Raw genomic sequence first — 25,299 nt, 5'->3', positions numbered from 1 at the left:
GCGGCCGGCTCGGTGGCGGGCCGCTCATCTGCCGCGCGGTACGGCGTCGGCGGCCATGCGCTCGGCGACCAGGGCGCGCAGCGTGACCCGGTCGACCTTTCCGACGCCGATCAGGGGCAACTGCTCCAGGAGTTCGAGACGTTCGGGCAGCTTGTAGGGGGCCAGTCCGCTGCGGCCCAGGTGGCGACGGAGGTCGAGCAGGGTGGGGCCGCTCGCGGCGCCCTCGCTCCGGGTGGCGGGCACGACGCACAGGCAGACGGCCTGGCCCCACACCGGGTGCGGCATGGCGACCGCGGCCGCTGCTTCGACCGCGGGGTGCCGCAGGGCCAGGTCCTCCAGTTCGCCGCCGCTGATCTTCTCGCCGCCCCGGTTGATGACGTCGTCGAGCCGCCCCTCCACCACGACGCTCCCGGAGGGGTGGAGCCGGGCCACGTCGCCCGTCCGGTAGAAGCCGTCCTCCGTGAAGGCCCGTGCGTCGGCCTCGGGGTCGCCGTAGTACCCGGAGACGGTGTACGGGCCGCGCGTGAGCAGGCTCCCCGGGGTGCCCTGCGGGACGAGCTCGTCGTTCTCGTCCACGATGCGGATCTCGTCGCCGGGCGAGAGGGGCCGGCCCTGGGTGGCGGCGATCAGCTCGGGAGGGTCGTCGAGGGAGGTGAGGCAGAGCAGGCCCTCGCTCATCCCGTACACCTGCTGGACGGTGCAGCCCAGCAGGCGGGTGGCGCGCTCGGCGGGTTCCGGGTCCAGGCGCGAGCCGCCGACCTGGAGGACACGCAGCGAACGGGGCCCACGGCCGCGCCGTTCCGCCGCGGTCAGCCACTGGCCGACCAGCGCGGGAACCAGCGCGCAGTGCGTCACCGCTTCCCTGTCGACCAGTTCCAGGACGGCACCGGCGTCCTGCGGGGAGGCGAGCACGACCCGGCCGCCCGCCGCCAACGTGCCCAGTACGCCCGGACAGTTGAAGACGAAGCCGTGCGTGGCCGACATGACGGCCAGCAGCACCGTGGAGGGCGACAGTCCCGCGCACCGGGATGCGGCGCGGATCATGTAGCCGTAGCCCTCGTGGTCCCGTGCTATCGGCTTGGGCGGCCCCGTCGTCCCGCTGGAGAGCAGGAAGACGGCCGGCTCCCCCACTGCCGGCGGCCCCAGGTGCGCGGGCGGCCCGGCGTCCTCGGGTGCGGGCCGGCACAGCGCGGCCAAATCGACCACGCCCTGGCCCTTGTGCGCGGCGGATGCCGGTTCGGGGTCCGCCACCAGCAGGTGGCGCAGACCGGGCCAGTCGGACCTCAGCTCCTGGGCGAGGGCGTAGTGGTCGAAGCGGTCCAGGCGACGGGGCAGCGCCATGGCGACCGGATGGACGCGGCGCACCACGTGGGCCAGTTCCCGGCGGCGCAGACCCGGCAGCGTCATCACCGGGTGGGCGCCCAGGCGCATGAGGGCGAGCGGCAGGACGACCAGCTCCGGGATGTTGGGGAGCTGCACCATGACGGCGTCGCCGCGGGTGATGCCCAGCCGGGTCAGCCGTGCGGCGGCCCCCTCGACGGCCGCGGTCAACTCCCCGTACGTCAGCTCACGCCCGGGGGCGGTGACGGCGATGCGTTCGGGGTACGCGGCGGCCGGCTCCAGCACCATGGCGTCGACACGGCGGCCGGTCCACCAGCCCCGGGCCCGGTACGCGGCAGCCCGTGCCGCGGGAGGGCGCGGCAGCTCCGGCGCCGTCGTCGCCTGCTGCGGGCCGTCGGTCTGCGGGTCGGTCACCGCTCGCCCCCGTCGGCGGTGGCGGCCCGCACGCTCTCGTCCACCGCCGCGGCGAGTTCGGCGAGCGTGTAGTCGTGGGCGTCCCACAGGTCGACCTGGGTGTGGAAGCGCCGCTCCACCTCCAGGCCCAGTTCGGTGGTCTCCGCCGAAGAGAGGGCCAGGTCACCTCTCAGCCGGCGTCCGGGCGTGAGGAGTTCCTCCTCGAAACCCAGCTCGGTGAGTATGTCCCGCAACTCCTGGAGCACAGCCATGGGCGCCACTCTTTCCTTCGCGCGTCACGAAAGCGGGTCCGGTGGTCGCACTGATCCGATGGCCGGCCGGCGGAGATCGGCATGGAAACGTGATCCACGATTACCGACCGGAACATCGGCTTGGGATTCCACCAAGAGGACCAGGAACCGTCAAGGGCAACAGGAGCGATTTCCCGCCATCGGCTTCCCCGAACGGAGAACGACCATGGCCGAAACTGGGTTTTGGAGCGCCGTTGACGGGCCGCACGGAACGGCCCTACCGTGAAGCTCGCTGTTCATTCTTTCTGCATGCCCGAAGGGCGGAACACCGTGAACTGCGCGACACGACGGATCCTTCCCGTTCCTCGCCGGCACTCCGGCACTCCACTCCCCCGATTCCGGCGCAGTAATTACTGAGATGACACGCATGAATTCCTACGTGGTACCGGCCACGCGCACAGGAAGCGTTCTGGGCGACAGCGAAATAGCCGCCCTGCAAGAACTCCTGCATTCCGGTGACACCCTCTCCCAAGGGAACCGGCGAGCCGAGTTCGAGAAGCGATTACGGACCCATGTCGGCACGCGCCACGCGTTGACCGTCACCAGCGGCACCGTGGCACTCGACCTGGCCGTGCACCTGCTCGGCCTGCGGCCCGGTGACGAGGTGATCGCCAGCCCGCAGTCCTTCAAGGCCATGACCGATCCGCTGCTGGCGTACGACGTGCGGGTCCGGTTCTGCGACGTGCGGGAGGACACCCTCAACCTGGACCCGCGGGTGCTGGAGACCCTGGTCAACGATCGCACCCGCGCGCTGGTGCTGGTGCACTTCGGGGGCCACCCCGCGGACATGCGCGAGATCATGCGGATCGCCCGGCGCCACGACCTGCTCGTCGTCGAGGACTGCGCCCACGCGCTGGGCGCCCGCTACCACGGTGCACGCCCCGGCGCGCTGGCGGACATCGGCTGCTTCAGCTTCCACGCGAGCAAGAACATCACCTCGCTCGGCGAGGGCGGCCTGCTCACCTTCGACCGGGACGACTGGGCCGAGCGCCTCGACCGGCTGCGCTCCAACGCCGCCGACGGCGTCTACCGCGCCCAGCCGCAGCGGTTCGGCCATCCCGACCGGGCCCGCCCCTGGATGATGTGGGTGGACGACTCCTACGAACGGATCTGCCTGGACGTACGCCGCCCCGGCGGCAACGCCACGATGAGCGAGGCCCAGGCCGCGGTGGGGCTGACCCAGCTCCCCCGGCTGCCGGAACTGGTCGCAAGACGCCGCTGGATCGCGGACCGGATCACCGCCACGCTGCGCGACGTCCCGCAGGTCCGGGTGGTGGAGCCGAGAGACGGGGTCGAGCACGCCTACCACCTGTACACCTTCTTCGTCCGTCCCGGGGCCGGCGTCGGCCGGGACGAGGTGGTCGCCGCTCTGGACCGGACCGGCGTGGAGGTCCAGTTGCGCTACTTCCCGCTGCATCTGCGGCCCGAGTGGCGCGGGCGCGGCCACGGGCCTGGCGAGTGTCCGGTCGCCGAACGCGTCTGGTTCCACGAGCAGGTGAATCTGCCCTGCCATCCGTCGCTCACCGACGAACAGGTCGAGCACATGCTCGGCTCGCTCAAGGCTGCCTTCTGCTGACGACGGTCCGCGCACCGCTTCTTCCGGGACTGCTTCCCGAGATTTCCCGAAGCTTTCCCGCGAAGGCTGCACACCCGAGGGGACCACAGGGCACGAACGAGGCGAGGAGGGCCTGCGATGCCCGACAAGAACGATCGCTACGACATCGTCGTGGTGGGAGGCGGTCCCGTCGGACTGGCAAGCGCCTGGGAGGCCACCCGGCGGGGCCACCGGGTCCTCCTGCTCGAAGCGAGGGGGTTCCTCCACGAGGACGGCGGGAGCACCGGCGCGGAGCGGCACTGGAGGCTCCAGTACACCCAGGAGGACATCTTCCGGCTCACCCTGGAGGCGCTGCCGCTGTGGCGCAGGCTGGAGAGCCGGTGCGAACGCCGGCTGCTGCACGAGATCGGCAGCCTGTGGTTCGGCGACACGGACGTCCGCACCAACGAGGGGCAGATCCGCGAGACGGCGGCGATCATGGACCGTCTCGACGTGCCGTACGAATGGCTCACCGCGGCCGACGTGGAACGGCGCTTCGGCTTCCGTGGCATCCCGCCGGAGTACGAGGGCTTCCTGCAGCCCGACGGCGGCACGATCGACGTGCGGGGCACGACAGCAGCGCTGTTCGCCCTGGCCCAGGCGGGCGGCTGCGCCGTACGCGCCCACGAACCCGTGCTTGAGGTGCTGCCCACCGGTGAAGGGGTGACGGTCCGCACCGAGCAGGCCACCTACCGGGCGGGAAAGGCCGTCCTGGCGTGCGGCCCGTACGTGAACGACCTGATCGCGCCGCTCGGACTCCGGCTGGACTACCAGGTCTTCGAGATGGCGGTGGCGACCTTCCGGGAGCGACGGTCCGGCACGGCCGCCGCCGGCGAGCGGTCCCCGTTCTGGTTCCTCTTCCAGCAGCCGGCCGAGGAGGACACCAACCTCTTCTACGGCTTCGGGCACAACCCCTGGGCACCGGGTGACCTGGTGCGGTGCGGCGTCGACTTCGAGATGAGCCCGCTCTCGCACCCCTCGAAGGCCACCGGGCGCCCCGACCCGTACCAGATGCGGCGGTTGTCCGGCTGGATCGAGCAGCACCTGCCGACGCTCGACCCCTCGCCCGTACGCCAGGGCACGTGTCCCGCGGTACTGCCTGCCGACCCGGAGCGCCAGTTCTTCCTGGACACGGCGGCCGGACGGGTCCCGCACGGGGAGCACCTGGTGGTGTACGGCTCCGGCTGGGCCTTCAAATTCATCCCGCTCTTCGGGCAGATCTGTGTGGACCTGGCCGAACGCGGGCGGTCCCGCCACGACATCGCCGCACTGTCGCTGGGACCGGCCCCCGCGGCCTGACGCCTGGCGGCGAGTGCGGTCAGGTGTCGAGTGTCAGTCCCTCCACGACCTGTGCCCGGGGAAGCTTGGCCAGCAGCGCCTCGGCGGACACGAACAGTTTCGCCGCCCTGTCGCCGCTGCCCAGGATGATCTCGTCCAGGGCGGCCACGGGGGCGTCGACGAACACCGGGAGGTCCGCGGGCAGCGCGACCGGGGTCACCCCGCCAGGTGTCATTCCGGTCAGCTCCACCGTGTCGGCGGCGGATGCGAAGGAGACCTTCCGCGCCTCCAGCAGCCCGCGGACGGTGTGGTTGACGTCGAGGCGGCGCACGGCCTGCACCAGGCAGGCGGCGTAGCGGCGCGGCTGCGTCTTCCCCACGACCAGGATGCAGTTCACCGAGTTCTCCAGCGCATGGCCGTACTTCTCGCAGAAGGCGGCGGTGTCCGCGAAATTCGGATCGATTTCCATGATCCGGTGCGGGATCTGCCATTCCTGGAGTCGGGCACGCACGCGCTCAGCGATATCGGTGGGTCCTGACTCTGCTGTCGTCTCCTCGTCCATACGCAGCAACCTACACCTTTTCGGCGCCGTCTTCCCGGGGCACGTCGCGGCGCAGACTGAGAACGACACCGAGCACGACCACGGCTCCGCCCAGCAGTTGAATTACCGTCACGGATTCTCCGGCCACCAAGACGGCCGACACCAGACCGAAAACCGGAATGGTGTTGAGAATGGTGACTGCCGTGCTGGAGGAGATACTGCGGAGGCCGATGTTGTAGCAGAGGAATCCGGCGATGGAACACACCCCGGCCAGATACGCCATCAGCCCGATGTCGACGGGCGCGAGTCCGCCCCAGTGGCGGAATTCCGTCGCCGCGAGCAGGGCGAACGCGGCAGCGCCGCCGAAGGTTTGGTAATACGTGGCGCTCAGCGGTGACATACGCGGCCGCCGCGCCGCGATGAGCAGGTTGAAGGCGGCCCAGGCCAGGCCGCCGAGCGCGAGCAGCAGATCGCCGAGGAGCCGCTGGCTCCCGCCCGCGTCGGCGTTGTCGTGGACGATGAGCGCCACGCCTCCCACGGCCAGCGCCATGCCCAGCAGCGCCAGCGGCGCGGGCCGCTGCCGGAAGAGGGCGAACTCCAGCGCGAAGGTCAGGGCAGGGTAGGCGGCGACGATGAGCGTGGCGTCGGACGCGGTGGCCAGGTCGACGCCGAAGTTCTCCAGCGTGAAGTAGAGGGTGATGCCCAGCAGCCCCGCCACCGCCATCTCCAGCCGCTCCCGCAGGGGTGGCGGCCGCCAGCCCCGCTGGAGGCGCACCGCTGCGGCCAGCAGGACGGCCGCCAGGCCGAAGCGCAGGGCGCCCACGGTCAGCGGAGGGGTCCGTTCGAGCGCGAGCTTGGTCACGGAGAACGACGTGCTCCACGCCAGGGCCGCCGCGCCGACGGCCGCCGAGCCCAGCCAGACCCGCCGCGCTCCCCTACCGGCATCGGCCCGCCCCCGATCAGCACCCTGCCGTCCCTCTCCCGCCTCTCCTGCCTCGGGCCGCCCCTCACCGGCATCGGAGCCCTTGTGGCCTTCGGGGACCGCCTGCGCGCCCGCCGGTTGCGGGTCGGGCGCACCGTCCTCCCGGCCCGGACCGCCGGCGCCCGCCTCGACGGCGGTGCCCTGCCGGCCGGCCCGCCGACGGCCCAGCGGCGCGCTGCCGCCGCTGCGTTGTTCGTCCCCCACCTGCATCGCCCCTTCTCTGGCACTTGCGGGCGCCGACCCCCCGGCCGCCGTCCTTGGCCCTCCCCGGCCCCCTCTCCGCCCCCACTTCGTCCGCCGGAGAGGCGCGACACGGGACGGTCCGGAGGAGAACCGACGCCGCCGAAACTACCATGTGTGACCATTTGGTAGCCGAGAGTTCCCCTGCTCGGGTGGGCAGCCGCCCCCGGTCGCCCACCGTGTGGCACCTTGCCCGCTCGGGTACATGCTGGAGGAAGTGCTGGCCCTCTGCCCTCGCAACCGGGAAATGTCCGGGGACACGTGACGCACGGGAGGGACACCGTGACAGGCAAGCAGTCCGTATCCAGCACCACCACGACGTCCGGAACCACTCCCCTGACGCTCGGCGTGGAGGAGGAGTTCATCCTGGCTCACCCGGACGAGGTCGCAGCCGTCGGCCGCGGCACCGAGGTCGTCAGCGACGATCCCGAGCAGGGCCGGGACCCGGCGGGCGGCGCGGGCACCCTCCATGGCGAGATGCTGACCTCCATGGCAGAGACGGCCACGGGTGTGTGCGGGAGCCTCGGCCAGGTACGCGACGAACTGACCGCCGCCCGCGCCCGCCTGACCGAAGCGGCACGGGCGGCCGGGCTGCACCCGCTGGCTCTCGGCACCCCGCGCGTGCCCAGCCCGCCGCGCTCGGCCGCCCCCACCGTGCACTACCAGGAGATGCGGCACCTGTACGGGTATCTCGTCACCGAGTCCGAGACGTGCGGCTGCCATGTGCACATCGGCAGTCTCGACCGGGAGGCGGCGGTCCGGGCGGCCGGACATCTGCGCCCCTGGCTGCCCACGCTGCTGGCGCTGTCGGCGAACTCGCCCTTCTACAAGGGTGTGGACACCGGCTACGCGAGTTGGCGGACCGTCCTGCTGCGCCGCTGGCCGACCCTGGAGATCCCGCCCCGCTTCTCCTCCGCCGCGCACTACGACGAGGCCGTGGCCGCCCTCCAGAAGGGCGGAGTGCTGCCCGAAGGAGCCAACGCCTATTGGCTGGTACGCCCCTCCGACCACCTGCCCACCGTGGAGATCCGGGTCGCCGACACCACTGCCACGGTCGACGAGGCTGTCCTGCAGGCGGGGCTGACCCGCGCCCTCGTCCTCACGGCTCTGGCCGCGGGGGCGGAGCGGGACACCGGTCCCGGCATGCCCGACCACATGGCCTCCGCCGCGCTGTGGACGGCCGCCCGGTACGGCGTGCGCGGCCCCGCCCTCCACCCGGTGACCGGCCGGCGGCTTCCGCAGGCCGACCTGGTCCGGGAGATGGTGGCCCTGCTGCGTCCCGCCCTGCGCGAGACCGGCGACCTGGAGGAGGTCGAGCACCTGCTGGCCCGCGTGCTGCGCGACGGCACCGGGGCCGACCGTCAGCGCCTGGCCGCACGCAACGGTGCGGGCCACGCGAACGTGGCCGAAGACGGTCACCGTACGGCCCGTACCGGTCCCGTCACGCCGACAAGCTGAGGGCCCGTCAGCCCGCGGCGGTGCCCGGGGCTCCGGCGCGCAGCCCGTCCATCACCAGGTCCAGCAGGCGACCGGCGCGAGCCTGCCAGTCTCCGCGCGGATCGATCTGCCACAGGCCCGCGATCGCCAGGAGGAAGTCCTCCGGGGTCACGCCCGGGCGGATGGTCCCCGCCCGCTCGTTCGCCTCCAGCAGGCCGGCGACCGCCTGCGTCAGCGATCCGCGGCTGAGCTGTCCCAGTTTGCCGCGCACACTGGTGGCGGTGCGCAGTGCGTCGGCGAGGCCCGCCTTGGCCATGGCGTACTGGGCGAGCCGGTCCATCCACTCGCGCAGCGCCCGGTCGGGTTCCCGGGTGCACAGCAACTGCTCCGCCGCGTCGGCGACCTGCTGCACCTCGTAGCGGTAGACCTCCAGCACCAGGGCCTCGCGGCTGGGGAAGTTGCGGTAGAAGGTGCCCTGGCCGACCCCGGCCTTCTTCGCGATGACGCTGAGGGGCGTGTCCGCCGCGTGTGTCAGTTCCACGAGGGCGACCTCAAGGATGCGGGCCCGGTTGCGTTGCGCGTCCGAGCGCAGCGGGGCGTCGGGCTTCCGGTGTCCCACTCGTCCTCCTCCTGTCGCTCCTGCTCGGCGCACCGCAGCCGAACCGCCGTGCGGGGTGGCCGCGTTGTGGCCCCCTTGCGAAGTGGACACCTGTCCTCTACGTTCGTGTCCCATGCCGGACAGTTGTCCGCTTCCCGCCCCCACACCATAGCGGCGTACGAGGGGAGGGAGGACCACCTCCACCCACCGTTGCCACCGCGCACCGCGACGATCCTCCTCAGCACCGCACTCGCGAAAGAAGCTGCCCATGGCACCAGCCACCGCCGGCGCGATCACCCTGACCGTCAACGGGGAGAAACACACGCTGACCGTCGACCACCGCACCACGCTCCTCGACGCGCTGCGCGAGCGCCTCGGTCTGACCGGCACCAAGAAGGGCTGCGACCAGGGCCAGTGCGGCGCCTGCACGGTCCTGGTCGACGGACGCAGGACCGTCTCCTGCCTGCAGCTCGCGGTCGCGGTGGGCGACCGTGCCGTCACCACCATCGAAGGGATCGCCGACGGGGAGGACCTGCACCCGGTGCAGCAGGCCTTCCTCGACCTCGACGGCTTCCAGTGCGGCTACTGCACTCCCGGGCAGATCTGCTCGGCGCTGGCCGTGCTCGACGAACACGCGGCCGGCTGGCCGAGCGCCGTCACCGAGGACGTACGGCCCGAAGCGAGGCCGCCGGCCCTGACAGCCGAAGAGATCAGGGAGAGGATGAGCGGGAACCTGTGCCGCTGCGGCGCCTACGTCTCCATCGTCCGGGCGGTCGCGCAGGCCGCCGGGCAGCCGGAGGCGACGCCGGCCGGACAAGCGCCCCAGCAGCCGAAGGAGCCCGCCGCGTGAAGGAGTTCCACTACGAACGCGCCCACGACGTCGAGGGCGCCGTGGCGCTGCTCGGCGCCGATCCCCGGGCCCGCTGGCTGGCCGGCGGCACCAACCTCGTGGACCTGATGAAGGCGGGGGTGGAGCGGCCCGAGCGGCTGGTGGACGTGACCGAACTGCCGCTGGACCGGATCGAGGTGACCGAGGAGGGCGGCCTGCGCATCGGCGCCACCGTCACCAACAGCGATCTGGCCGCCCATTCCGAGGTCCGCCGCAGGTATCCCGCCCTGGCCCAGGCCGTTCTGGCAGGAGCCTCCGGCCAGTTGCGCAACATGGCCACCGTCGGCGGGAACCTGCTGCAACGCACCCGCTGCCCCTACTTCACCGACACCGCGTTCCCCTGCAACAAGCGCGCTCCGGGCAGCGGTTGTCCGGCCCGCACCGGTGAGCACCACAACCACGCGATCCTCGGCGCCTCCTCCCACTGCGTCGCCGTCCACCCCTCGGACATGGGCGTGGCGCTGGCCGCCTTCGATGCCGTCGTCTCATACGTGACCGCCGAGGGAGCGGGGCAACTGCCGCTGGACGACTTCTACCCGCCCGTGGGAGAGACCCCGCACGTGGAGACGGCGCTGCCGCCGGGAGCGCTGATCACCTCCGTGACGCTGCCGGCCACCGCGTCGGCGGCGCACTCGCGGTACCGCAAGGTCCGGGAGCGGGCTTCGTACGCCTTCGCCGTCGGCTCCGCAGCCGCCGCACTCGACGTGTCGGACGGTGTGGTGCGTCAGGCACGGCTGGCCCTCGGCGCGGTCGCCTCCCGGCCCTGGCGCGCCCACGCGGCCGAGCGTGTGCTGGCCGGCCGGCCGGCCGACGGTGCCGTGTTCGCCGAGGCCGCCGACGCCGAACTGGCCGCTGCCCAGGCCCTCCCCCGCAACGCCTACAAGGTTCCCCTGGTACGCAACCTCGTCGTCGCCCTGCTCACCGAACTGGCCGAGGAGGCCGCCCGATGACCACCACGGCGAAGCCCCGTGCCCTCGGGGTCGCCCACACCCGCGTCGAGGGCCGGGACAAGGTCACCGGCGCCGCCCGCTACGCGAGCGACCAGCCCTTCGAGCAGCTGGTGCACGGCTGGTTCGTGCTGTCCACCGTCGCGCGCGGCCGCGTCCGCACACTCGGCGAAGAGGCCGTCCGCGCCCTGCCGGGTGTCGTGGCCGTGCTCCACCACGGCAACGCACCCCGGGTGACTACCGACTACACCTCCTTCCTCGGCGCTCCCGACCCGACCACTGCGCTCTTCCAGCACGACCGGGTGCCGCACGTGGGCTGGCCCGTGGCGCTGGTGCTGGCCGAGACGCCCGAACAGGCCCGCGAGGCAGCGGAGCGCCTGGAGGTGGCGTACGACGTCGCACCGCACGACGTCACCTTCCACGCCGACGTCCCCGGCGCGCAGGTGCCCGAGGGCGGCAACCCGGTCATGGCCAAAGGGGATCTGGAGGCCGAACTCGCCGCCTCCGCAGTGGTGGTGGACGCCTCCTACACCACCCCCGAGGAGCACCACAGCGCCATGGAACCGCACGCCGCCACGGCCCGGTGGGACAGCGGCCGACTGGAGGTCTTCGACTCCAACCAGGGCAGCATGTGGGTGGCGGACGAGCTCGCCAAGATGTTCTCGCTGGACCCGTCCTCGGTACGGGTGCGCTCCGAGCACATCGGTGGGGCCTTCGGCTCCAAGGGCATGCGGCCGCACCAGGTCGGCGCCGTCATGGCCGCCACCGTGCTGCGCCGGCCGGTGCGGGTCGCGCTGAGCCGGCCGCAGACGTTCGCGATCACCGGCTACCGCAGCCCCACAGCGCAGCGCGTACGCCTCGGCGCCGATCCGGACGGGCGGTTGCGCGCCCTCGGACACGAGGCCCTCAACCTCACCTCAACGCTGCGCCCCTTCCTGGAGACGAGCGCCGCCCTGGGGCGGGTCCTGTACGACGCGCGGGCGCACCACACGACACACCGCACGGTTCCGCTGGACATGCCGACGCCGACCTGGATGCGGGCCCCCGGTGAGGCACCGGGTTCGTTCGCGCTGGAGTCCGCCCTCGACGAGCTGGCCGACGAGCTCGGCATGGACCCGATCGCCCTGCGGGCCCGCAACGAACCCACCGTCGGGCCGCTGTCCGGGCTGCCCTTCAGCAGTCGTGACCTGCACGGCTGTTTCGCCGAAGGCGCCCGCCGGTTCGGCTGGGTCGACCGCGATCCGCGACCGCGCATGCGCCGTGACGGCCGCTGGCTGCTCGGCACCGGAACGGCGGCCGCCACCTATCCGTCGGGGGCCGCGCCCTCCACGGCCGCGGTGACCGCCGAGGCCGACGGGACCTTCACCGTACGGATCACGGCAGCGGACGTGGGCACCGGCGCCAGGACAGCCCTCACCCTGGTCGCCGCGGACGCCCTCGACGTGGAGCCGGCACGCGTGACCGTACGGATCGGCAACAGCGACTTCGGCCCCGCCTGGGTGGCCGGCGGCTCGATGGGGACCCGCTCCTGGGCCCTGGCCGTCACCTCGGCGATCGCCGAGCTGCGCAGCCGACTGTCGCTGCTGGGCGGCGACATCCCCCCGGAGGGTGTCACCGCGCGCACCGACAGCGCGGCGGTGCTCGCGGAACTCGCCAAGCAGGAGCGGCACTCCTTCGGGGCGCAGTTCGCCGAGGTCGCTGTCGATGTCGCCACCGGCGAGGTCCGGGTGCGCCGCATGCTGGGCCTCTTCGCGGCGGGCCGTATCGTCAACCCCCTCACCGCCCGCAGCCAGCTCGTCGGCGGAATGATCTGGGGCATCTCCATGGCGCTGCACGAGGAGGCCGTGCGGGACCCGGCGTCCGGCCGTCAGGTCGGTGCCGACCTCGCGGGCTACCACGTCGCGGCGAACGCGGACGTACCCCTGGTCGAGGCGGACTGGATCGACGACCCGGTCCCCGACGACCCCGTCGGCATCAAGGGCGTCGGCGAGCTCGGCATCGTGGGCGCCGCCGCCGCGATCGCCAACGCGGTCCGGCACGCCACGGGTGTGCGCCACCGCGAGCTGCCCCTGCGGCCGGACCGCATACTCCGGGCGGAGGAGGCGCGCCAGGGCGGCTGATCCGGCACCGGGCCGTCCCGCAGGCCCCGCCTGGACGACATCACACGGCGTGCGGGTTTGCCGCGCTCCGGGTGAGGGCGGGCGGGGCCTGTCGCGTGGGTACCTACGGGGACCAGGTCGCGTACGGCCATGGCGCGGCCGATCCCCGTGCCGGGCGCGGGCGGATCGTGCCCGCGCCCGGGCATCGTCATCGGTGGGGTCGGTGAGGTCGGTGGGTCAGGAGTAGACCCGTTCGACGAACTGTGCGAGTTGGTCGTCGCTCAGGTGGTGGGCGAGGTCGGCCTCGCTGATCAGGCCGACCAGCCGCTTACCGTCGTCGACGACCGGCAGGCGCCTGATCTGGTTGCCCTCCATCTCGTCGAGTACCTCTGCCAGGTCCGCGTCCGCGCTGATCCAGCGCGGGGTGCCGCGGCACAGGTCCCCGGCGGTGACGCGTGCGGGGTCGTGCCCGGCGGCGACGCACTCGACCACGATGTCGCGGTCGGTGACGATGCCGCACATGCGCTGGTCCGGGTCGTTGACGTCGCTCACGGGCAGTGCGCCCACTCCGAGCTCACGCATGAGCTGCGCGGCCCGGTCCAGGGTCTCGGTGGCGGGCACCCACCGGGCGCCGGGGTGCATGATGTCGGCTGCGGTGGTCATGGCGTCCTCCTGTCGGCGCAGTCCGGCCGTTGGTGTCCCCCTCGGCCATCCTCCTCGTGATCGCCGGTGTCCGCCATTCGGGTCGTCGCGCGGCAGCTCGGGGGCCCGCCGCCGGCTCAGCTGTCCCGGTAGGTCTCCAGCAGCCGCAGCCACACCTCGCTGAGCGTGGGGTAGGAGGGCACGGCGTGCCACAGCCTGCTCAGCGGGACCTCGCCGACGACGGCGACCGTGGCGGAGTGCAGGAGCTCGGCGAGTCCGGGACCGACGAAGGTGGCGCCCAGTACGACTTCACGCCGGACGTCCACGACGAGCCGGGCGCGTCCGGTGTAGTCGTCCCGGTACAGGCCTGCGGCGGCGACGCCGGCGAGGTCGTAGTCGACCACCCGCACGCGCCGGCCGGCCCGTTCGGCCTCGACGGCGGTGAGGCCGACGGCGGTGACCTCGGGGTCGGTGAAGACGACCTGGGGCACCGCGTGGTGGTCGGCGGTGGCGCTGTGCGCGCCCCACGCTCCGGCCTCCTCGGATCCTTCCGCGCGGGCGGCGACGACACTGCCCGCGATGCGTGCCTGGTACTTGCTCTGGTGGGTGAGCAGCGCCCGGTGGTTCACGTCCCCGACGGCATAGAGCCAGCCGCCCTCCACGCCGGTGACGCGCAGCGTGTCGTCGGTCCGGAGCCAGGAGCCCGGCTCCAGACCGACGGTCTCCAGGCCGAGATCCCCGGTGCGCGGGGCCCGCCCGGTCGCGAACAGCACCTCGTCGGCCTCCACTTCCTCGCCGTCGTCGGTGCGCACGGTCACCGGTCCGCCCTGCTGTGCCCGTGCGACCTCGGTGACGGAGACCCCCAGGCGTACGTCGGCCCCGGCCTGGCGCAGGGCGTCGGCGACGAGCTCCCCCGCGAAGGGTTCCATGCGGGGCAGCAGGCCCTCGCCTCGGGCCAGGAGCGTCACCCGTGACCCGAGTCCGGCCCAGGCCGTGGCCATCTCCACACCGACGACCCCGCCGCCGACGACCGCCAGCCTGTCGGGTACCTCCGCGGCGGCGGTCGCCTCTCTGCTGGTCCAGGGGCGTGCGTCGGCGATGCCCGGCAGGTCGGGAACGACAGCGCGGCTTCCGGTGACCACCACGACGGCCTGAGCCGCCGTCAGCCGGTGGACGCTGCCGTCGCTTCGCTCCACGCTCACCTGACGGGGGCCGGACAGCCGGCCGTGTCCGCGTACGAGGTCGATGCCCGCGCTCCGCAGCCACTCGACCTGCCCGTCGTCGCTCCAGTGGGACGCCTCGTCGTCACGGTGTGCGAGGACTTCCGGGACGGACAGCGGACCGGCCCCGGCCTGGCGCAGGCCCGGTGTACGGCGCGCGTCGGCCCGCGCGGTGACCGGGCGCAGCAGGGCCTTGCTGGGCATGCAGGCCCAGTAGGAGCACTCGCCGCCGGCCAGTTCGCTCTCCACCACGGCCACGCTGAGCCCGGCCGCCCGTACCCGCTCGGCGACATTCTCGCCCCCTGGCCCGGCCCCCAGCACGAGCACGTCGTAGGTGGTGGTGCTGTCGGCGTCGTTCGCAGCCATGTCGCTCTCCCGCACACTCGCTGAGCCTCACCGCCCTCACCCTCGGGCGCTGCCGCGCGGGGCAACGACGCCGAGCGGAACGCGTCGCACCGATTCTCCCCGCGCTCCCGGCTCGCGGCCACCCGTATGCGCCGGTCAGAGCAGGTGGCCCACGCGCCAAGTCTTTCCCGCTGAGCTCTTGACGGTGTCCCTCGGCGAAAACTACGTTCCTGTCACCGGAAACGCGCTTCCATTTTGTGGAAACATCCGAACCACTTCTCCCCCTCACCCTCCCAACCCCCCCCTCAACTCCTCCCTCTCCCCCGGAGCCCGTATGACTGCCGTGGACGAGCGAGAGACCGTGGAGACCAGCGGCACCGCCAGCTCTGGTCTGTACACGTACGATCTCGCCCCGACGAAGAAGGAAGGGCGCCGCTGGGGCGCCTACAACGTCTTCACCCTGTGGGCCAACGATGTGCACAGCCTCGGAAACTACGCGTTCGCGATCGGCCTCTTCGCGCTCGGGCTGAACGTGTGGGGTATCCTCGCGGCTTTCGCGCTCGCTTCCGTGCTGCTCTTCCTGCTGCTGACCCTGTCCGGGTTCATGGGGCACAAGACGGGCGTGCCCTTCCCCGTCATGAGCCGCATCGCGTTCGGCGTCAACGGGGCGAAGATCCCCGCCGGTGTACGTGGCGCCGTCGCCATCGCCTGGTTCGGCATCCAGACCTACCTGGCGTCGTCCGTGCTCAGCGCCCTTCTGGTGGCGATGTTCCCGGGCCTGCGGCACCTGGACGCGAACTCCGTGCTCGGCCAGTCGACGCTGGGATGGTTCACCTTTCTGTCCCTGTGGGGGCTCCAGATCCTCATCGTGAGCTACGGGATGCAGATGATCCGCCGGTACATGGCGTTCGCCGCTCCCACCACGCTGATCACCATGTGCGCCCTCGCGGCCTGGATGTTCTTCCGTGCCGACGGCTCGATCGCGCTGTCCGTCGACGCACCGCTGTCCGGCGGCGCCATGTGGCTGCAGATCCTCCAGGGCGCCGCACTGTGGGTGGTCGTCTACGGGACGTTCGTCCTCAACTTCTGCGACTTCACCCGGTCCGCCAGGAGCCGCGGGGCCATCGTGCGCGGCAACGTGATCGGCATCCCGGTGAACATGCTCTTCTTCGCAGTGATCGTGGCGGTACTCAGCGGTGCGCAGTTCGAACTCGACGGGCACGTCATCACCAGTCCGACGGACATCGTGCGGACCATCCCCAACATGTTCCTGCTGGCCGTCGCCTCCCTCGCCCTGATCGCCCTGACGGTGGCGGTGAACCTGCTGGCCAACTTCGTCGCGCCGATCTACGCGCTGGTCAACCTCTTCCCCCAGCGCCTCAACTTCCGCCGGGCCGGCCTGGTCAGCGCCGTTCTGGGGCTGGTGATCCTGCCCTGGAACCTCTACAACAGCCCGGTCGTCGTCAACTACTTCCTCGGCGGACTCGGCGCCCTGCTCGGACCGCTGTTCGGCGTGATCATGGCGGACTACTGGCTGCTGCGGAAGGCCCGGGTGAACGTGCCCGATCTCTACACCGAGAACGCCGAGGGCGAGTACCACTACCGCCGCGGCTACAACCCGCGCGCCGTCGCCGCCTTCGCGCCGAGCGCCGCTGCCGCGGTCGTCGTCGCCCTGGTGCCCGCCTTCCACGCCATGGCCGGCTTCTCCTGGTTCGTCGGCGCGTTCCTGGCCGCGGTCCTGTACGCCCTCATCGCGGACCGTGCCGCGCCGCTTCGCGACGTGGACGGCGAAGCCATCGCCGTCGCCGCCGAATGACTCCCAGCCGGCCGCACGACGCTCCGAGTCGGCCCCCGGGGCCACGAGTCGGCGGACGGCCCGAACCGCCGAGGGGACCCACCCGTCGAACCGGTCGGCCGAAGCCATCGAACCAGCAGCCGCACCAGCAACAGACCGCCGCGAACCAGCAGCAGAAGGCCGGACCATGCGCATCCTCGTCGTGAACGTCAACACCACGCGGTCCCTCACCGACTCCATCGGCCGGGAGGCGGCCGGCGCCGCCTCACCGGGTACCGAGATCGTCCCGCTGACCCCCGGCTTCGGCGCGGAGTCCGTCGAGGGCAACTACGAGAGCTACCTGGCCGCCGTGGCGGTGATGGAGACCGTCCGCGCCTATGCGGAACCGTTCGACGCGGTGATCCAGGCCGGCTACGGAGAACACGGCCGCGAGGGCTTGCAGGAACTGCTCGACGTGCCCGTGGTCGACATCACCGAAGCGGCCGCCACCACCGCCCAGTTCCTCGGCCGGACCTACTCCGTCGTCACCAGCCTCGACCGCACGGTCCCGCTGATCGAGGAGCGCCTCCTCGTGGCAGGGCTGAGCGCCCGGTGCGCCTCGGTACGCGCCAGCGGCCTGGCCGTGCTCGATCTGGAGGAGGACGAGAAGGCCGCCGTGGACGCCATCGCCGAGCAGGCCGCCCGCGCGGTGGAGGACGACCGGGCGGAGGTGATCTGCCTGGGCTGCGGCGGCATGGCCGGGCTGGCCGAGCGGGTCGTCGAACGGACGGGGGTACCGGTCGTGGACGGAGTGACTGCCGCGGTGAAGATCGCTGAATCCCTTGTCGGGCTCGGCCTGTCCACCTCCAAGGCGCGCACCTACGCCGCGCCCCGGCCCAAGAGGATCGTCAACTGGCCCCCGGGGGTGGCCTGACGCGGCCTCGGCGACACGGCCCGCGCGCCCGCCGGAGAGGAGACGCCCGGCCGGAGAGAAGCCTCCGGCCGGGCCGAGCACGGCAGTCGTCCGGAGAGGGCCCGGCCGTCGTCCGGAGAAGACGGACAAAGACCAACGCTCGGAGGCGGAGGCCATGACCCACCTGCACACACGTCAGGCGGTCGAGGAGTACCTGCGGGTCCGCGCCGACCTGTTCGAGGCCATGCGCACCGACCGCAGCAACGGCGTCGCCGCTCAGGAGATCGCACGGATCGCGGCAGGCACCTACAGTCCGCCGGTCATCATGGAGTACCTGTCCTGCACCGAACTGCGCGACCACGCCCGGGCCGCCCTGCGGCGGGCCGGGCTGAACCGCTGGCTGGGGGTGCGGTCGACGGGGGCCGGGCGCGGACCGCGCACCGTGCTGCTGGCGCTCACCCTCGACCCCGCCGAGCTGACGCTGGTGCAGCGTCGCACCCTCCCTCAGCGGCTCACCGCGGCCCTGGCCGACACCGGGATCCAACTGCAGCTCACCGGCGGGGCCTCGCTCGCCGCGACGCTCTACAGAGGAGACGAGGTCCACCTGCGCCGGGCGCGGGACCGCCGCTCCTGACGCCGCCGCACTGCTCGCTCCGTGGTCGGCCCGACGGGCGTCATCCCGGCTGCGGGACGAGCAGGCCCGTGAGCACCCGGTGCGTCATGCGCGCGAACAGAGCCTGCGGGTGCTCCGCCGGATGCGGTGCGGTCCCGCCTGCGGCTTGCTCGGCCAGCGCGGCCGCCACCCTGGAGTGGTCTCCTCGCCCGGTCGTCGCCTCGACCAGGCAGGCCGCCTGGGCCGACTGGCGTCCCGTGGGCGAGGTGCCGTCCGCACCTCCAGGCGGGCGAAGGCGGCGACCAGGGTGTTCACGAGCGCGACGACCTCCATCCTGCTCGGTCCCGACAGCGGCATCGGCTCCATCGTCCGCAAGGCGTGCTCCAGGTGGTCCAGCCCGTTGGGGCCCAGCCGCAGCGGTTACGGCGGGATCCCGGGCAGCCACGCGTGGCGCAGGTGGACCTCTTCGGTGCGGCTCAGGGCGACCAGGTCACGGACGGGATCGCCGGTGAGCGGCACCGTCAGGTCGACCTCTCCCGTCGCCGCGTCCGGCATCAGGTCGAGCAGGTCGTCGCGGCCCGACACGTAGCGGTACAGGGACGCCTGGCCGGTGCCCAGGACCTTGGCGGCCTGCCGCGGCATCGGCCACGAACTGCCCCAGCACGCCTGGGACACCGTCGCGTCCGAGGTGCGGAAGCTCGCCGACGCCGTACCTGCCCCGGGCCGTGCGTGCCGCTCGCGGTGAGCAACTTCGCCGCCACCCCGAGCAGTTCGGCGGGAGAGTCGCCCACGGTGATGCGGCCGCCCGGGGAGGAGAGCCGGATGTTCGACGGCAGGGTCCGGATACGTGGGTGGCTCGCCGTCAGCCTTGCGAGCGCTCCGTGACCTGACGGGAGGCTTCGGCGACGCGTTGCAGTGCGGCGGCGTGCTCCTCCAGGGCCGTGCGCCCCGAAGGGCTCAGGCTCACCCAGGTACGGGGGCGTTTGCCGACGTACCCCTTCTCCACCGCGACGTAGCCCCGCGCCTCCAGCGTGGCGATCTGTTTGGAGAGGGCGGAGGCGGAGACCCCCGCGGACTCACGCACCCACCCGAACTCGGCCCATTCGACGCCCGCGAGGAGCGAGACGACTGCCAGTCGAGTGGGGTCGAGAAGGACGGGATCGAAGTCAGCGTGCGGCACCGGGCGTGCTCCCCGCGAGGCCGCCGCCGCGTACGGCCCGCGCCAGCAGCGCCTGCTGCAACGGCCGGCCGAAGGCGATCAGCACGGCAGCCAGCAGGGCGCCCACCGCCGTGCGCAGATAGGGCACGTGCACGGAGACGTCGGGGCCGAGGAGGATCGCCAGGACGGAGGCCAGCATGACGGCGAGCGCGACCAGTCGGACGCCCCGCCGGTAGCGCGGCGAGATCTGCCGCTTGTCCAGCCGGGCCCGCTGACCCAGCAGCGCGGATCCACGCCGGGTGCGCAGCAGGGCGACGTACCCCACCGCCAGGACGGCATACCCCCACGAGGTCCAGGTGAGCGCCGCGCTACCCAGGAAGTCGGGGGCGGCGAACAGGGCGAAGACGACGAACGCGGCCACCACGTCCACCCATCGGGAGTGGGTGCCGCTGTCGCGTACCGCGGCACCGCGGTGCTGTTCCATCTGCTGCAGCGCGCGGGCTGCTTCGTCGGGCGAGAGGTCGTGCGATGAGGCCGGCATGGAACCCTCCACTGTGCGTCTCACAGGACTGAACGTCCCACAGGAACGTTGTTTCCTGGTAGGAAACTAGTTTCCTGCGGCTGCACTCGTCAAGCCCGCTCCGCGTTGCCGCCGCTTCGGACGCAGCGGACGATGGAGGGGCCGACTCCGCACACGGCCGGCCTCGCGCCTCCCCCTCAGCCGTTACCGGGCGCGTGCGCACGGGTTTCGCGGGGTACCCGGCGCCGGCCCGCCGCCGGGCGCCCCGGTGACGGCACGCACACACCGCGGCAGAGCAGCCGCACCCCGGAGCAAAGGAGGGGGCCATGCCGGCACACGGCACCGTCGCACAGCGCCTGATCGACACCCACCTCGTCGAGGGGAAGGCCGAGGCCGGCCGGGAGATCGGCCTGCGGGTCGACCAGACGCTGACGCAGGATGCGACCGGCACCCTGGTCATGCAGGAGTTGGAGGCGCTGGGACCGGACCGGGCCCGCACCGAGGTCAGCGTGCAGTACGTGGACCACAACATCCTCCAGGCGGACGAACGCAACGCCGAGGACCACGCCTTCCTGCGCTCCGCCGCCCACCGCTTCGGCCTCTGGTACTCCAAGCCCGGCAACGGGGTCTCGCACCCCACCCACATGCAGCGCTTCGGCCTCCCCGGCAAGACGCTGGCCGGCTCCGACTCCCACACCTGCGCGGCAGGCTCGCTGGGCATGCTCGCCGTCGGGGTCGGCGGCCTGGAGGTGGCGCTCGCGATCGCGGGCCGGCCGCTGTACCTGCGGATGCCGCAGATCTGGGGCGTACGGCTGACCGGCCAGCTGCCGCCGTGGGTGAGCGCCAAGGACGTCATCCTGGAGATGCTGCGGCGGCACGGGGTCAAGGGCGGCGTCAACCGGATCATCGAGTACCACGGCCCCGGCCTGGAGTCGCTGACCGCCATGGACCGGCACGTCATCGCCAACATGGGCGCCGAGCTCGGCGCGACGACCACCGTCTTCCCGTCCGACGACGCCGTCCGCGACTTCCTGCGCGCCGAGGGCCGCGAGGAGGACTTCGCCCGGATCACGGCGGAGCCGGACGCCGCCTACGACCTCGACGAGGAGATCGACCTCTCGGCCCTGGAGCCGCTGATCGCCCGGCCCTCCTCCCCCGGTGACGTCGTACCCGCGCGCGAGGTGGCGGGCGAGCCGGTCGCACAGTGCGTCATCGGTTCCTCCGCCAACCCCGGGCTGCGGGACTTCGCCGTCGCCGCGGCCATGGTCAAGGACCGGCGCACCGCGGACGGCGTCAGTCTCGACATCAACCCCACCTCCCGCGAGATTCTTCAGGACCTCACCCGCTCCGGCGCCACCTTCGACCTGATCGCCGCCGGCGCACGACTGCACCAGAGCGGCTGCCTCGGCTGCATCGGCATGGGCCAGGCGCCCGCCGCGGGGCGCAACTCGCTGCGCACCATGCCCCGCAACTTCCCCGGCCGCTCCGGCACCGAGGAGGACTCCGTGTGGCTGTGCTCCCCGGAGACGGCCGCCGCCTCCGCCCTCACCGGCGTCATCACCGACCCGCGTGACTGGGCGGACACCAACGGCGCCGCTCCGCCCGCGCTCGCGCTCCCCGACGAAGCCTCCGTCAACCCCGGCATGCTGGAGGCCCCGCCGTCCCGGGACGAGGCGCAGGACGTGGAACTGGAGCGTGGGCCCAACATCTCCGCGCTGCCCGAACTCGATCCGCTCCCCGACACATTGACCGCCCCGGTGCTGCTCAAGGCCGGCGACAACGTGTCCACCGACGAGATCTCCCCGGCCGGAGCGAAGGCGCTGCCCTACCGGTCGAACATCCCCAAGCTCGCCGAGTTCACGTTCACGCGCCTCGACGCCGAGCACCCGCGCCGGGCCCAGGAGCACGACGGCCACTACTTCGTGGTCGGCGGTGAGAACTACGGCCAGGGCTCCTCCCGCGAACACGCCGCGATCACACCCCGCTACCTGGGGCTGCGTGCCGTGGTGGTGCGCTCGTTCGCCCGCATCCACTGGCAGAACCTCGTCAACTTCGGCGTACTGCCACTGGAGTTCGAGAACGGCGGCGACTACGCACGCGTCAGGGAGGGCGACACGCTGCGCCTGGAGGGCCTGCACGCCGCGCTCGCCCCCGACGCGGAGCCCGTGCTGCGCCTGCGCAACGAGACGCGCGACGAGGAGTACGCGGTACGCCACCACCTCTCGGGCAGGCAACGCGGCATCGTGCTCGCGGGCGGCATCATCCCCGCGTTGGCGGCCGCGTGACCGACTCGTGTGCTCCTGGCACACAAACGGAAAGCAACCCTGCGATATCTGCCCGTTCGGCGGCGTCCTGATCGATGATAGTGCGAACTGGCTGTCATCAGAGAGGGGTTCACGGTGAGCGGGGCGGACCAGCAAGCACCGAAGCCGGGCATGAAGCCGCACACGGCGCGCCTGTACGACTACTTCCTCGGCGGTAAGACGCACTATTCCGTCGACCGGGAGGCGGCGATCCCGGCGCTGAACAAGAACCCGCACGCGATGGTCGCCGCCCGGCAGAACCGCGAGTTCATGCACCGCGCCGCGCTGTACACCGTGGACGAGTTGGGCATCCGCCAGTTCCTCGACATCGGCACCGGCATCCCCACCGCGCCGAACCTGCACCAGGTGGTCCAGGCAGTGGCGCCCGACGCCCGTGTCGTCTACTCCGACAACGATCCCATCGTCCTCACCCACGCCCGTGCGTTGATGAGCAGTACCCCGGAGGGGGTGACCGACTACATCGAGGCCGACATCCGCGATCCGCAGCGGATCCTGGAACACGCCCACACGTTCCTCGACTTCAGCGCCCCGGTCTCGCTCTCGGTGGTCGCGCTGCTCCACTTCATCCCCGACGAGGACAAGCCCTACGAACTCGTCCGCGAGCTGCTGGACCCGCTGGTGCCGGGCAGCGTGCTGATCCTCTCCCAGGGCGCCCTCGATCTGGACGACGGGCGGATGGCCGCGCTGGCCGAGCACTACCGTCAGGCCGTCACCCCCACGCAGTTCCGTACCCGGGAGGAGACGGCCCGGTTCTTCGACGGCCTCGACCTGGTGGAGCCGGGGATCGTGGCGACCTGCGACTGGCGGATGGATCTGGAGCTCGGTCCGGTGCACCAGCTCCCCGGGACGGTCTCCGCCGCCGAGTCGGGGGTGTGGGCCGGGGTGGCCGTGAAACGCTGACGACCGGCCGTTTCCGACGCCGGCCGGCGGCCCCGGCAGTCACCGGGGCACGTCGGCGCATAGGCTCGGGCAGATGGCGAAGTACTTCGACGTCCATCCCGACAACCCCCAGCCGCGCACCATCCGCACCGTGGCCGACAGCGTCCGCGCGGGCGCCCTCATCGCGTATCCGACGGACTCCTGTTTCGCCCTGGGGTGCCAGTTGGGCAGCCGCGACGGCATGTCCCGCATCCGCTCCATCCGGCGGCTCGACGAGCGGCACCACTTCACCCTGGTGTGCGAGAACTTCGCGCAGCTCGGACAGTTCGTACACATCGACAACGACGTGTTCCGCGCGGTCAAGGCGGCCACGCCCGGCCGCTACACCTTCATCCTCCCCGCAACGAAGGAGGTACCCCGCAAGCTGCTGCATCCGAAGAAGAAGACGGTCGGTGTGCGCATCCCCGACCACGTGGCCGCGCAGGCGCTGCTCGCCGAGCTCGGCGAGCCCCTGCTGTCCAGCACGCTCCTGCTGCCCGACGAGGAGGAGCCGATGACCCAGGGCTGGGAGATCAAGGAAGAGCTCGACCACGTGCTGGACGCCGTGGTCGACTCGGGCGACTGCGGCACCGAACCGACCACGGTCGTGGACTTCTCCGGCGACGAGCCCGAGGTCGTCCGCGAGGGGGCAGGCGACATCACGCGCTTTCTGTGACATCGCCCGTTCCGGCGTGGCCCGCGGCAGCCCCGCCGCGGCCCGGCGTCCCCGGGAAGTGACCCACACCACGCCGATAGCACGCCTCCTCCTGGGTAGGTGCCCGCAGCACCTACCCAGGAGGGACTCTCATGCCGACAGCCATCGACCGGCCGCCGACCGGCGAGCCGAACCCCCGGACCCGGCGCTTCCTGCGCCGCCTCACCCTCGCCACCGGCGGCGGCATGTTCATCGACGGCTTCGTCTTCGCCTCGGTGGCCGCCGCCCTCGCGGGCAGCGCGATGTCCCGCGACATCGGGGTCACCACCACCTGGAGCGCGCTGATCTCCGCCTCCACGCTCGTGGGCACGTTCTTCGGCGGACTGTTCCTCGGCTACGTCACCGACAAGCTGGGACGGCGGCCGATGTTCACCATCGACCTGTCGGTCTTCCTCGCCTGTTCGCTGCTGATGTTCTTCGTCACCTCGGCCTGGCACGTCTTCGTCCTGGGGCTGGTGATGGGCCTGGCCGTCGGCGCCGACTACTCGATCGGCTCCCCGCTGCTGGCCGAGTTCGCCCCCAGCGCCCGGCGGGGCAACTACCTCGGCATCCTCGAAATCCTGTGGAACGTCGGCTACGTCGTGGCCTACCTCGTCGGCTACGTCATCAACACCACCTGGCCCGCCGCCTGGCACATCACGCTGGCCGCGAGCGCCGTACCCGCCGTGCTGTGCCTGCTCGCCCGGCATGGTCTGCCCGAGTCTCCGCGCTGGCTGATGTCCAAGGGACGGCGCGCCGAGGCGACGGCCATCATCGAACAGGAGCTCGGCTCCACGGCGGATCTCGACGACTTCCACGCCGAGGAGACCACCGCCACGCGCTACCGCGACCTGTTCTCCCCGGCCTACCTGCGCCGCACCGTGTTCACCTGCACGTTCTGGATCTGCATCGTCCTGCCGTACTTCGCGCTGACCTTCTTCCAGCCCACGGTCCTGACGGCGATCGGGCTCGGGGACAGCGCCCTGGCCGGCGCCCTGCTCGGCACGGTGATCGCGCTGCTCGGGGCGACGACCGGCTGGTGGCTGGTCGACCGGGTGGGCCGCCGCACCATCCTCGTATGGCCGATGTTCGGCTGCGCCCTCGCGCTGTTCCTGGTCAGCCTGGGCGGCCTGCTGCCGATCTGGCTGGGCACCGTCTGCTTCTTCGGCTACCTCTACTCGTACGGGATCATGAGCATCCTCCCCGGCATCTATCCGGAAGAGGTCTTCCCCACCTCGATCCGGACCTCCGGAGTCGGGCTCGCCTCCTCCGCCAGCCGCGTGGGCGCCGCCATCGGCACGTTTCTGCTGCCGCTGTCCCTGACCCATCTGGGACTGGGGTGGTCCATGTTCTTCATGGGGGTGGTCTCCCTGATCGGCGGCGTCACCGCATTGATGTGGGCACCCGAGACCAACGGGGCGAAACTCACCCGTACTGGACACCGTGACGCGGACGCCGGCGGCGCGTGGTGGGTCAGGGAAGCCGTCGTCCCGCGCCTGCCCTCCAAGCGCTCCGCCACGCCCTGAC

At 72.0% G+C, this 25,299-nt stretch carries 23 protein-coding genes; 13 read left to right on the top strand and 10 right to left on the bottom strand.

The features are described 5' to 3' along the window. Positions 1-24: 24 nt before the first annotated feature. Both H297_RS37400 and H297_RS0119990 read right to left on the bottom strand, forming a co-directional pair. Positions 25-1,755 carry a (2,3-dihydroxybenzoyl)adenylate synthase gene (locus H297_RS37400; RefSeq protein WP_051352017.1) on the bottom strand — a complete coding sequence of 577 codons (1,731 nt, stop codon included), beginning with the start codon at positions 1,753-1,755 and terminating at the stop codon, positions 25-27. Beyond that, the gene (locus H297_RS0119990) at positions 1,752-2,006 is read right to left on the bottom strand and encodes an acyl carrier protein (protein ID WP_027738511.1); all 255 of its coding nucleotides are present in this window, start codon (positions 2,004-2,006) and stop codon (positions 1,752-1,754) included. Before H297_RS0119990 ends, H297_RS37400 begins: the two co-directional genes overlap by 4 nt. 406 nt (positions 2,007-2,412) lie before the next feature. On the opposite strand from H297_RS0119990, the gene H297_RS0119985 reads away from it, so the two are divergent. Together H297_RS0119985 and H297_RS0119980 are read left to right on the top strand one after the other, a co-directional pair. After that, positions 2,413-3,621 carry a DegT/DnrJ/EryC1/StrS aminotransferase family protein gene (locus H297_RS0119985; protein WP_486589587.1) on the top strand — a complete coding sequence of 403 codons (1,209 nt, stop codon included), beginning with the start codon at positions 2,413-2,415 and terminating at the stop codon, positions 3,619-3,621. 117 nt (positions 3,622-3,738) lie between these two features. After that, positions 3,739-4,938 (top strand): FAD-dependent oxidoreductase, encoded by a 1,200-nt coding sequence (locus tag H297_RS0119980; protein ID WP_027738509.1) that lies wholly within the window; start codon positions 3,739-3,741, stop codon positions 4,936-4,938. Positions 4,939-4,957: 19 nt separating this feature from the next. On the opposite strand, the gene H297_RS0119975 is transcribed toward H297_RS0119980, so the two are convergent. Further along, positions 4,958-5,479 (bottom strand): YbaK/EbsC family protein, encoded by a 522-nt coding sequence (locus H297_RS0119975; RefSeq protein WP_051352016.1) that lies wholly within the window; start codon positions 5,477-5,479, stop codon positions 4,958-4,960. Between the two features lie 10 nt (positions 5,480-5,489). Beyond that, positions 5,490-6,644: a DMT family transporter gene (locus H297_RS37395; RefSeq protein WP_486589586.1), complete on the bottom strand. Its 1,155-nt coding sequence runs from the start codon at positions 6,642-6,644 to the stop codon at positions 5,490-5,492. 318 nt (positions 6,645-6,962) lie between these two features. Between H297_RS37395 and H297_RS0119965 the strand changes: the two genes are divergently transcribed. Further along, positions 6,963-8,138, top strand: a complete 1,176-nt coding sequence (locus H297_RS0119965) for a glutamate--cysteine ligase (RefSeq protein WP_027738507.1) — start codon at positions 6,963-6,965, stop codon at positions 8,136-8,138. Between the two features lie 7 nt (positions 8,139-8,145). Here H297_RS0119965 and H297_RS0119960 read toward each other — a convergent pair whose 3' ends face one another. Then, positions 8,146-8,736, bottom strand: coding sequence for a TetR/AcrR family transcriptional regulator (locus H297_RS0119960; protein ID WP_027738506.1), 591 nt, complete (start codon positions 8,734-8,736; stop codon positions 8,146-8,148). 247 nt (positions 8,737-8,983) lie between these two features. Here H297_RS0119960 and H297_RS0119955 point away from each other — a divergent pair, with 247 nt between their 5' ends. From H297_RS0119955 to H297_RS0119945, 3 genes are read left to right on the top strand one after another with little or no spacing between them, the layout of a single operon-like run. Next, positions 8,984-9,565, top strand: coding sequence for a 2Fe-2S iron-sulfur cluster-binding protein (locus tag H297_RS0119955; protein WP_027738505.1), 582 nt, complete (start codon positions 8,984-8,986; stop codon positions 9,563-9,565). Continuing rightward, positions 9,562-10,554, top strand: a complete 993-nt coding sequence (locus tag H297_RS0119950) for an FAD binding domain-containing protein (RefSeq protein ID WP_027738504.1) — start codon at positions 9,562-9,564, stop codon at positions 10,552-10,554. The genes H297_RS0119955 and H297_RS0119950 overlap by 4 nt, the downstream gene beginning before the upstream one ends. Further along, a complete protein-coding gene (locus tag H297_RS0119945; RefSeq protein ID WP_027738503.1) occupies positions 10,551-12,671 on the top strand; it encodes a xanthine dehydrogenase family protein molybdopterin-binding subunit in 2,121 nt (706 codons plus the stop codon). The genes H297_RS0119950 and H297_RS0119945 overlap by 4 nt, the downstream gene beginning before the upstream one ends. 216 nt (positions 12,672-12,887) lie before the next feature. Here H297_RS0119945 and H297_RS0119940 read toward each other — a convergent pair whose 3' ends face one another. Both H297_RS0119940 and H297_RS0119935 read right to left on the bottom strand, forming a co-directional pair. Next, the gene (locus tag H297_RS0119940; RefSeq protein WP_027738502.1) at positions 12,888-13,313 is read right to left on the bottom strand and encodes a CBS domain-containing protein; all 426 of its coding nucleotides are present in this window, start codon (positions 13,311-13,313) and stop codon (positions 12,888-12,890) included. A 116-nt stretch (positions 13,314-13,429) separates the two neighbouring features. Further along, positions 13,430-14,878, bottom strand: coding sequence for a dihydrolipoyl dehydrogenase family protein (locus H297_RS0119935; protein ID WP_027738501.1), 1,449 nt, complete (start codon positions 14,876-14,878; stop codon positions 13,430-13,432). Positions 14,879-15,191: 313 nt separating this feature from the next. On the opposite strand from H297_RS0119935, the gene H297_RS0119930 reads away from it, so the two are divergent. The 3 genes from H297_RS0119930 to H297_RS0119920 all read left to right on the top strand — a co-directional run bounded on the left by H297_RS0119930 (position 15,192) and on the right by H297_RS0119920 (position 18,178). Then, positions 15,192-16,673 (top strand): NCS1 family nucleobase:cation symporter-1, encoded by a 1,482-nt coding sequence (locus H297_RS0119930; protein ID WP_027738500.1) that lies wholly within the window; start codon positions 15,192-15,194, stop codon positions 16,671-16,673. 166 nt (positions 16,674-16,839) lie between these two features. Continuing rightward, positions 16,840-17,565 carry an aspartate/glutamate racemase family protein gene (locus tag H297_RS0119925; RefSeq protein WP_027738499.1) on the top strand — a complete coding sequence of 242 codons (726 nt, stop codon included), beginning with the start codon at positions 16,840-16,842 and terminating at the stop codon, positions 17,563-17,565. A 154-nt stretch (positions 17,566-17,719) separates the two neighbouring features. Next, positions 17,720-18,178 carry a hypothetical protein gene (locus H297_RS0119920; protein ID WP_027738498.1) on the top strand — a complete coding sequence of 153 codons (459 nt, stop codon included), beginning with the start codon at positions 17,720-17,722 and terminating at the stop codon, positions 18,176-18,178. A 399-nt stretch (positions 18,179-18,577) separates the two neighbouring features. Here H297_RS0119920 and H297_RS43770 read toward each other — a convergent pair whose 3' ends face one another. The 3 genes from H297_RS43770 to H297_RS0119900 form a co-directional block, all read right to left on the bottom strand. After that, positions 18,578-18,799: a hypothetical protein gene (locus H297_RS43770; RefSeq protein WP_027738497.1), complete on the bottom strand. Its 222-nt coding sequence runs from the start codon at positions 18,797-18,799 to the stop codon at positions 18,578-18,580. 220 nt (positions 18,800-19,019) lie between these two features. Next, entirely contained in the window at positions 19,020-19,337 is a 318-nt protein-coding gene (locus tag H297_RS0119905; RefSeq protein WP_027738496.1) for a winged helix-turn-helix domain-containing protein, read from the bottom strand. Next, a complete protein-coding gene (locus tag H297_RS0119900) occupies positions 19,324-19,857 on the bottom strand; it encodes a hypothetical protein (RefSeq protein ID WP_027738495.1) in 534 nt (177 codons plus the stop codon). Before H297_RS0119900 ends, H297_RS0119905 begins: the two co-directional genes overlap by 14 nt. A gap of 305 nt (positions 19,858-20,162) precedes the next feature. On the opposite strand from H297_RS0119900, the gene H297_RS0119895 reads away from it, so the two are divergent. From H297_RS0119895 to H297_RS37385, 4 genes are all read left to right on the top strand, one after another. Further along, the gene (locus H297_RS0119895; protein ID WP_027738494.1) at positions 20,163-22,121 is read left to right on the top strand and encodes an aconitate hydratase; all 1,959 of its coding nucleotides are present in this window, start codon (positions 20,163-20,165) and stop codon (positions 22,119-22,121) included. A gap of 150 nt (positions 22,122-22,271) precedes the next feature. Beyond that, positions 22,272-23,060: an SAM-dependent methyltransferase gene (locus H297_RS0119890; RefSeq protein WP_027738493.1), complete on the top strand. Its 789-nt coding sequence runs from the start codon at positions 22,272-22,274 to the stop codon at positions 23,058-23,060. Between the two features lie 73 nt (positions 23,061-23,133). Continuing rightward, positions 23,134-23,754 (top strand): L-threonylcarbamoyladenylate synthase, encoded by a 621-nt coding sequence (locus H297_RS0119885; protein WP_027738492.1) that lies wholly within the window; start codon positions 23,134-23,136, stop codon positions 23,752-23,754. Between the two features lie 131 nt (positions 23,755-23,885). Continuing rightward, the gene (locus H297_RS37385; protein ID WP_051352015.1) at positions 23,886-25,298 is read left to right on the top strand and encodes an MFS transporter; all 1,413 of its coding nucleotides are present in this window, start codon (positions 23,886-23,888) and stop codon (positions 25,296-25,298) included. Position 25,299 lies beyond the last annotated feature (1 nt).

This window comes from Streptomyces sp. CNT360 (genome assembly GCF_000424785.1).
Note: the sequence above shows the minus strand (reverse complement) of the source record. Positions and strands in the feature narration are given on the sequence as shown.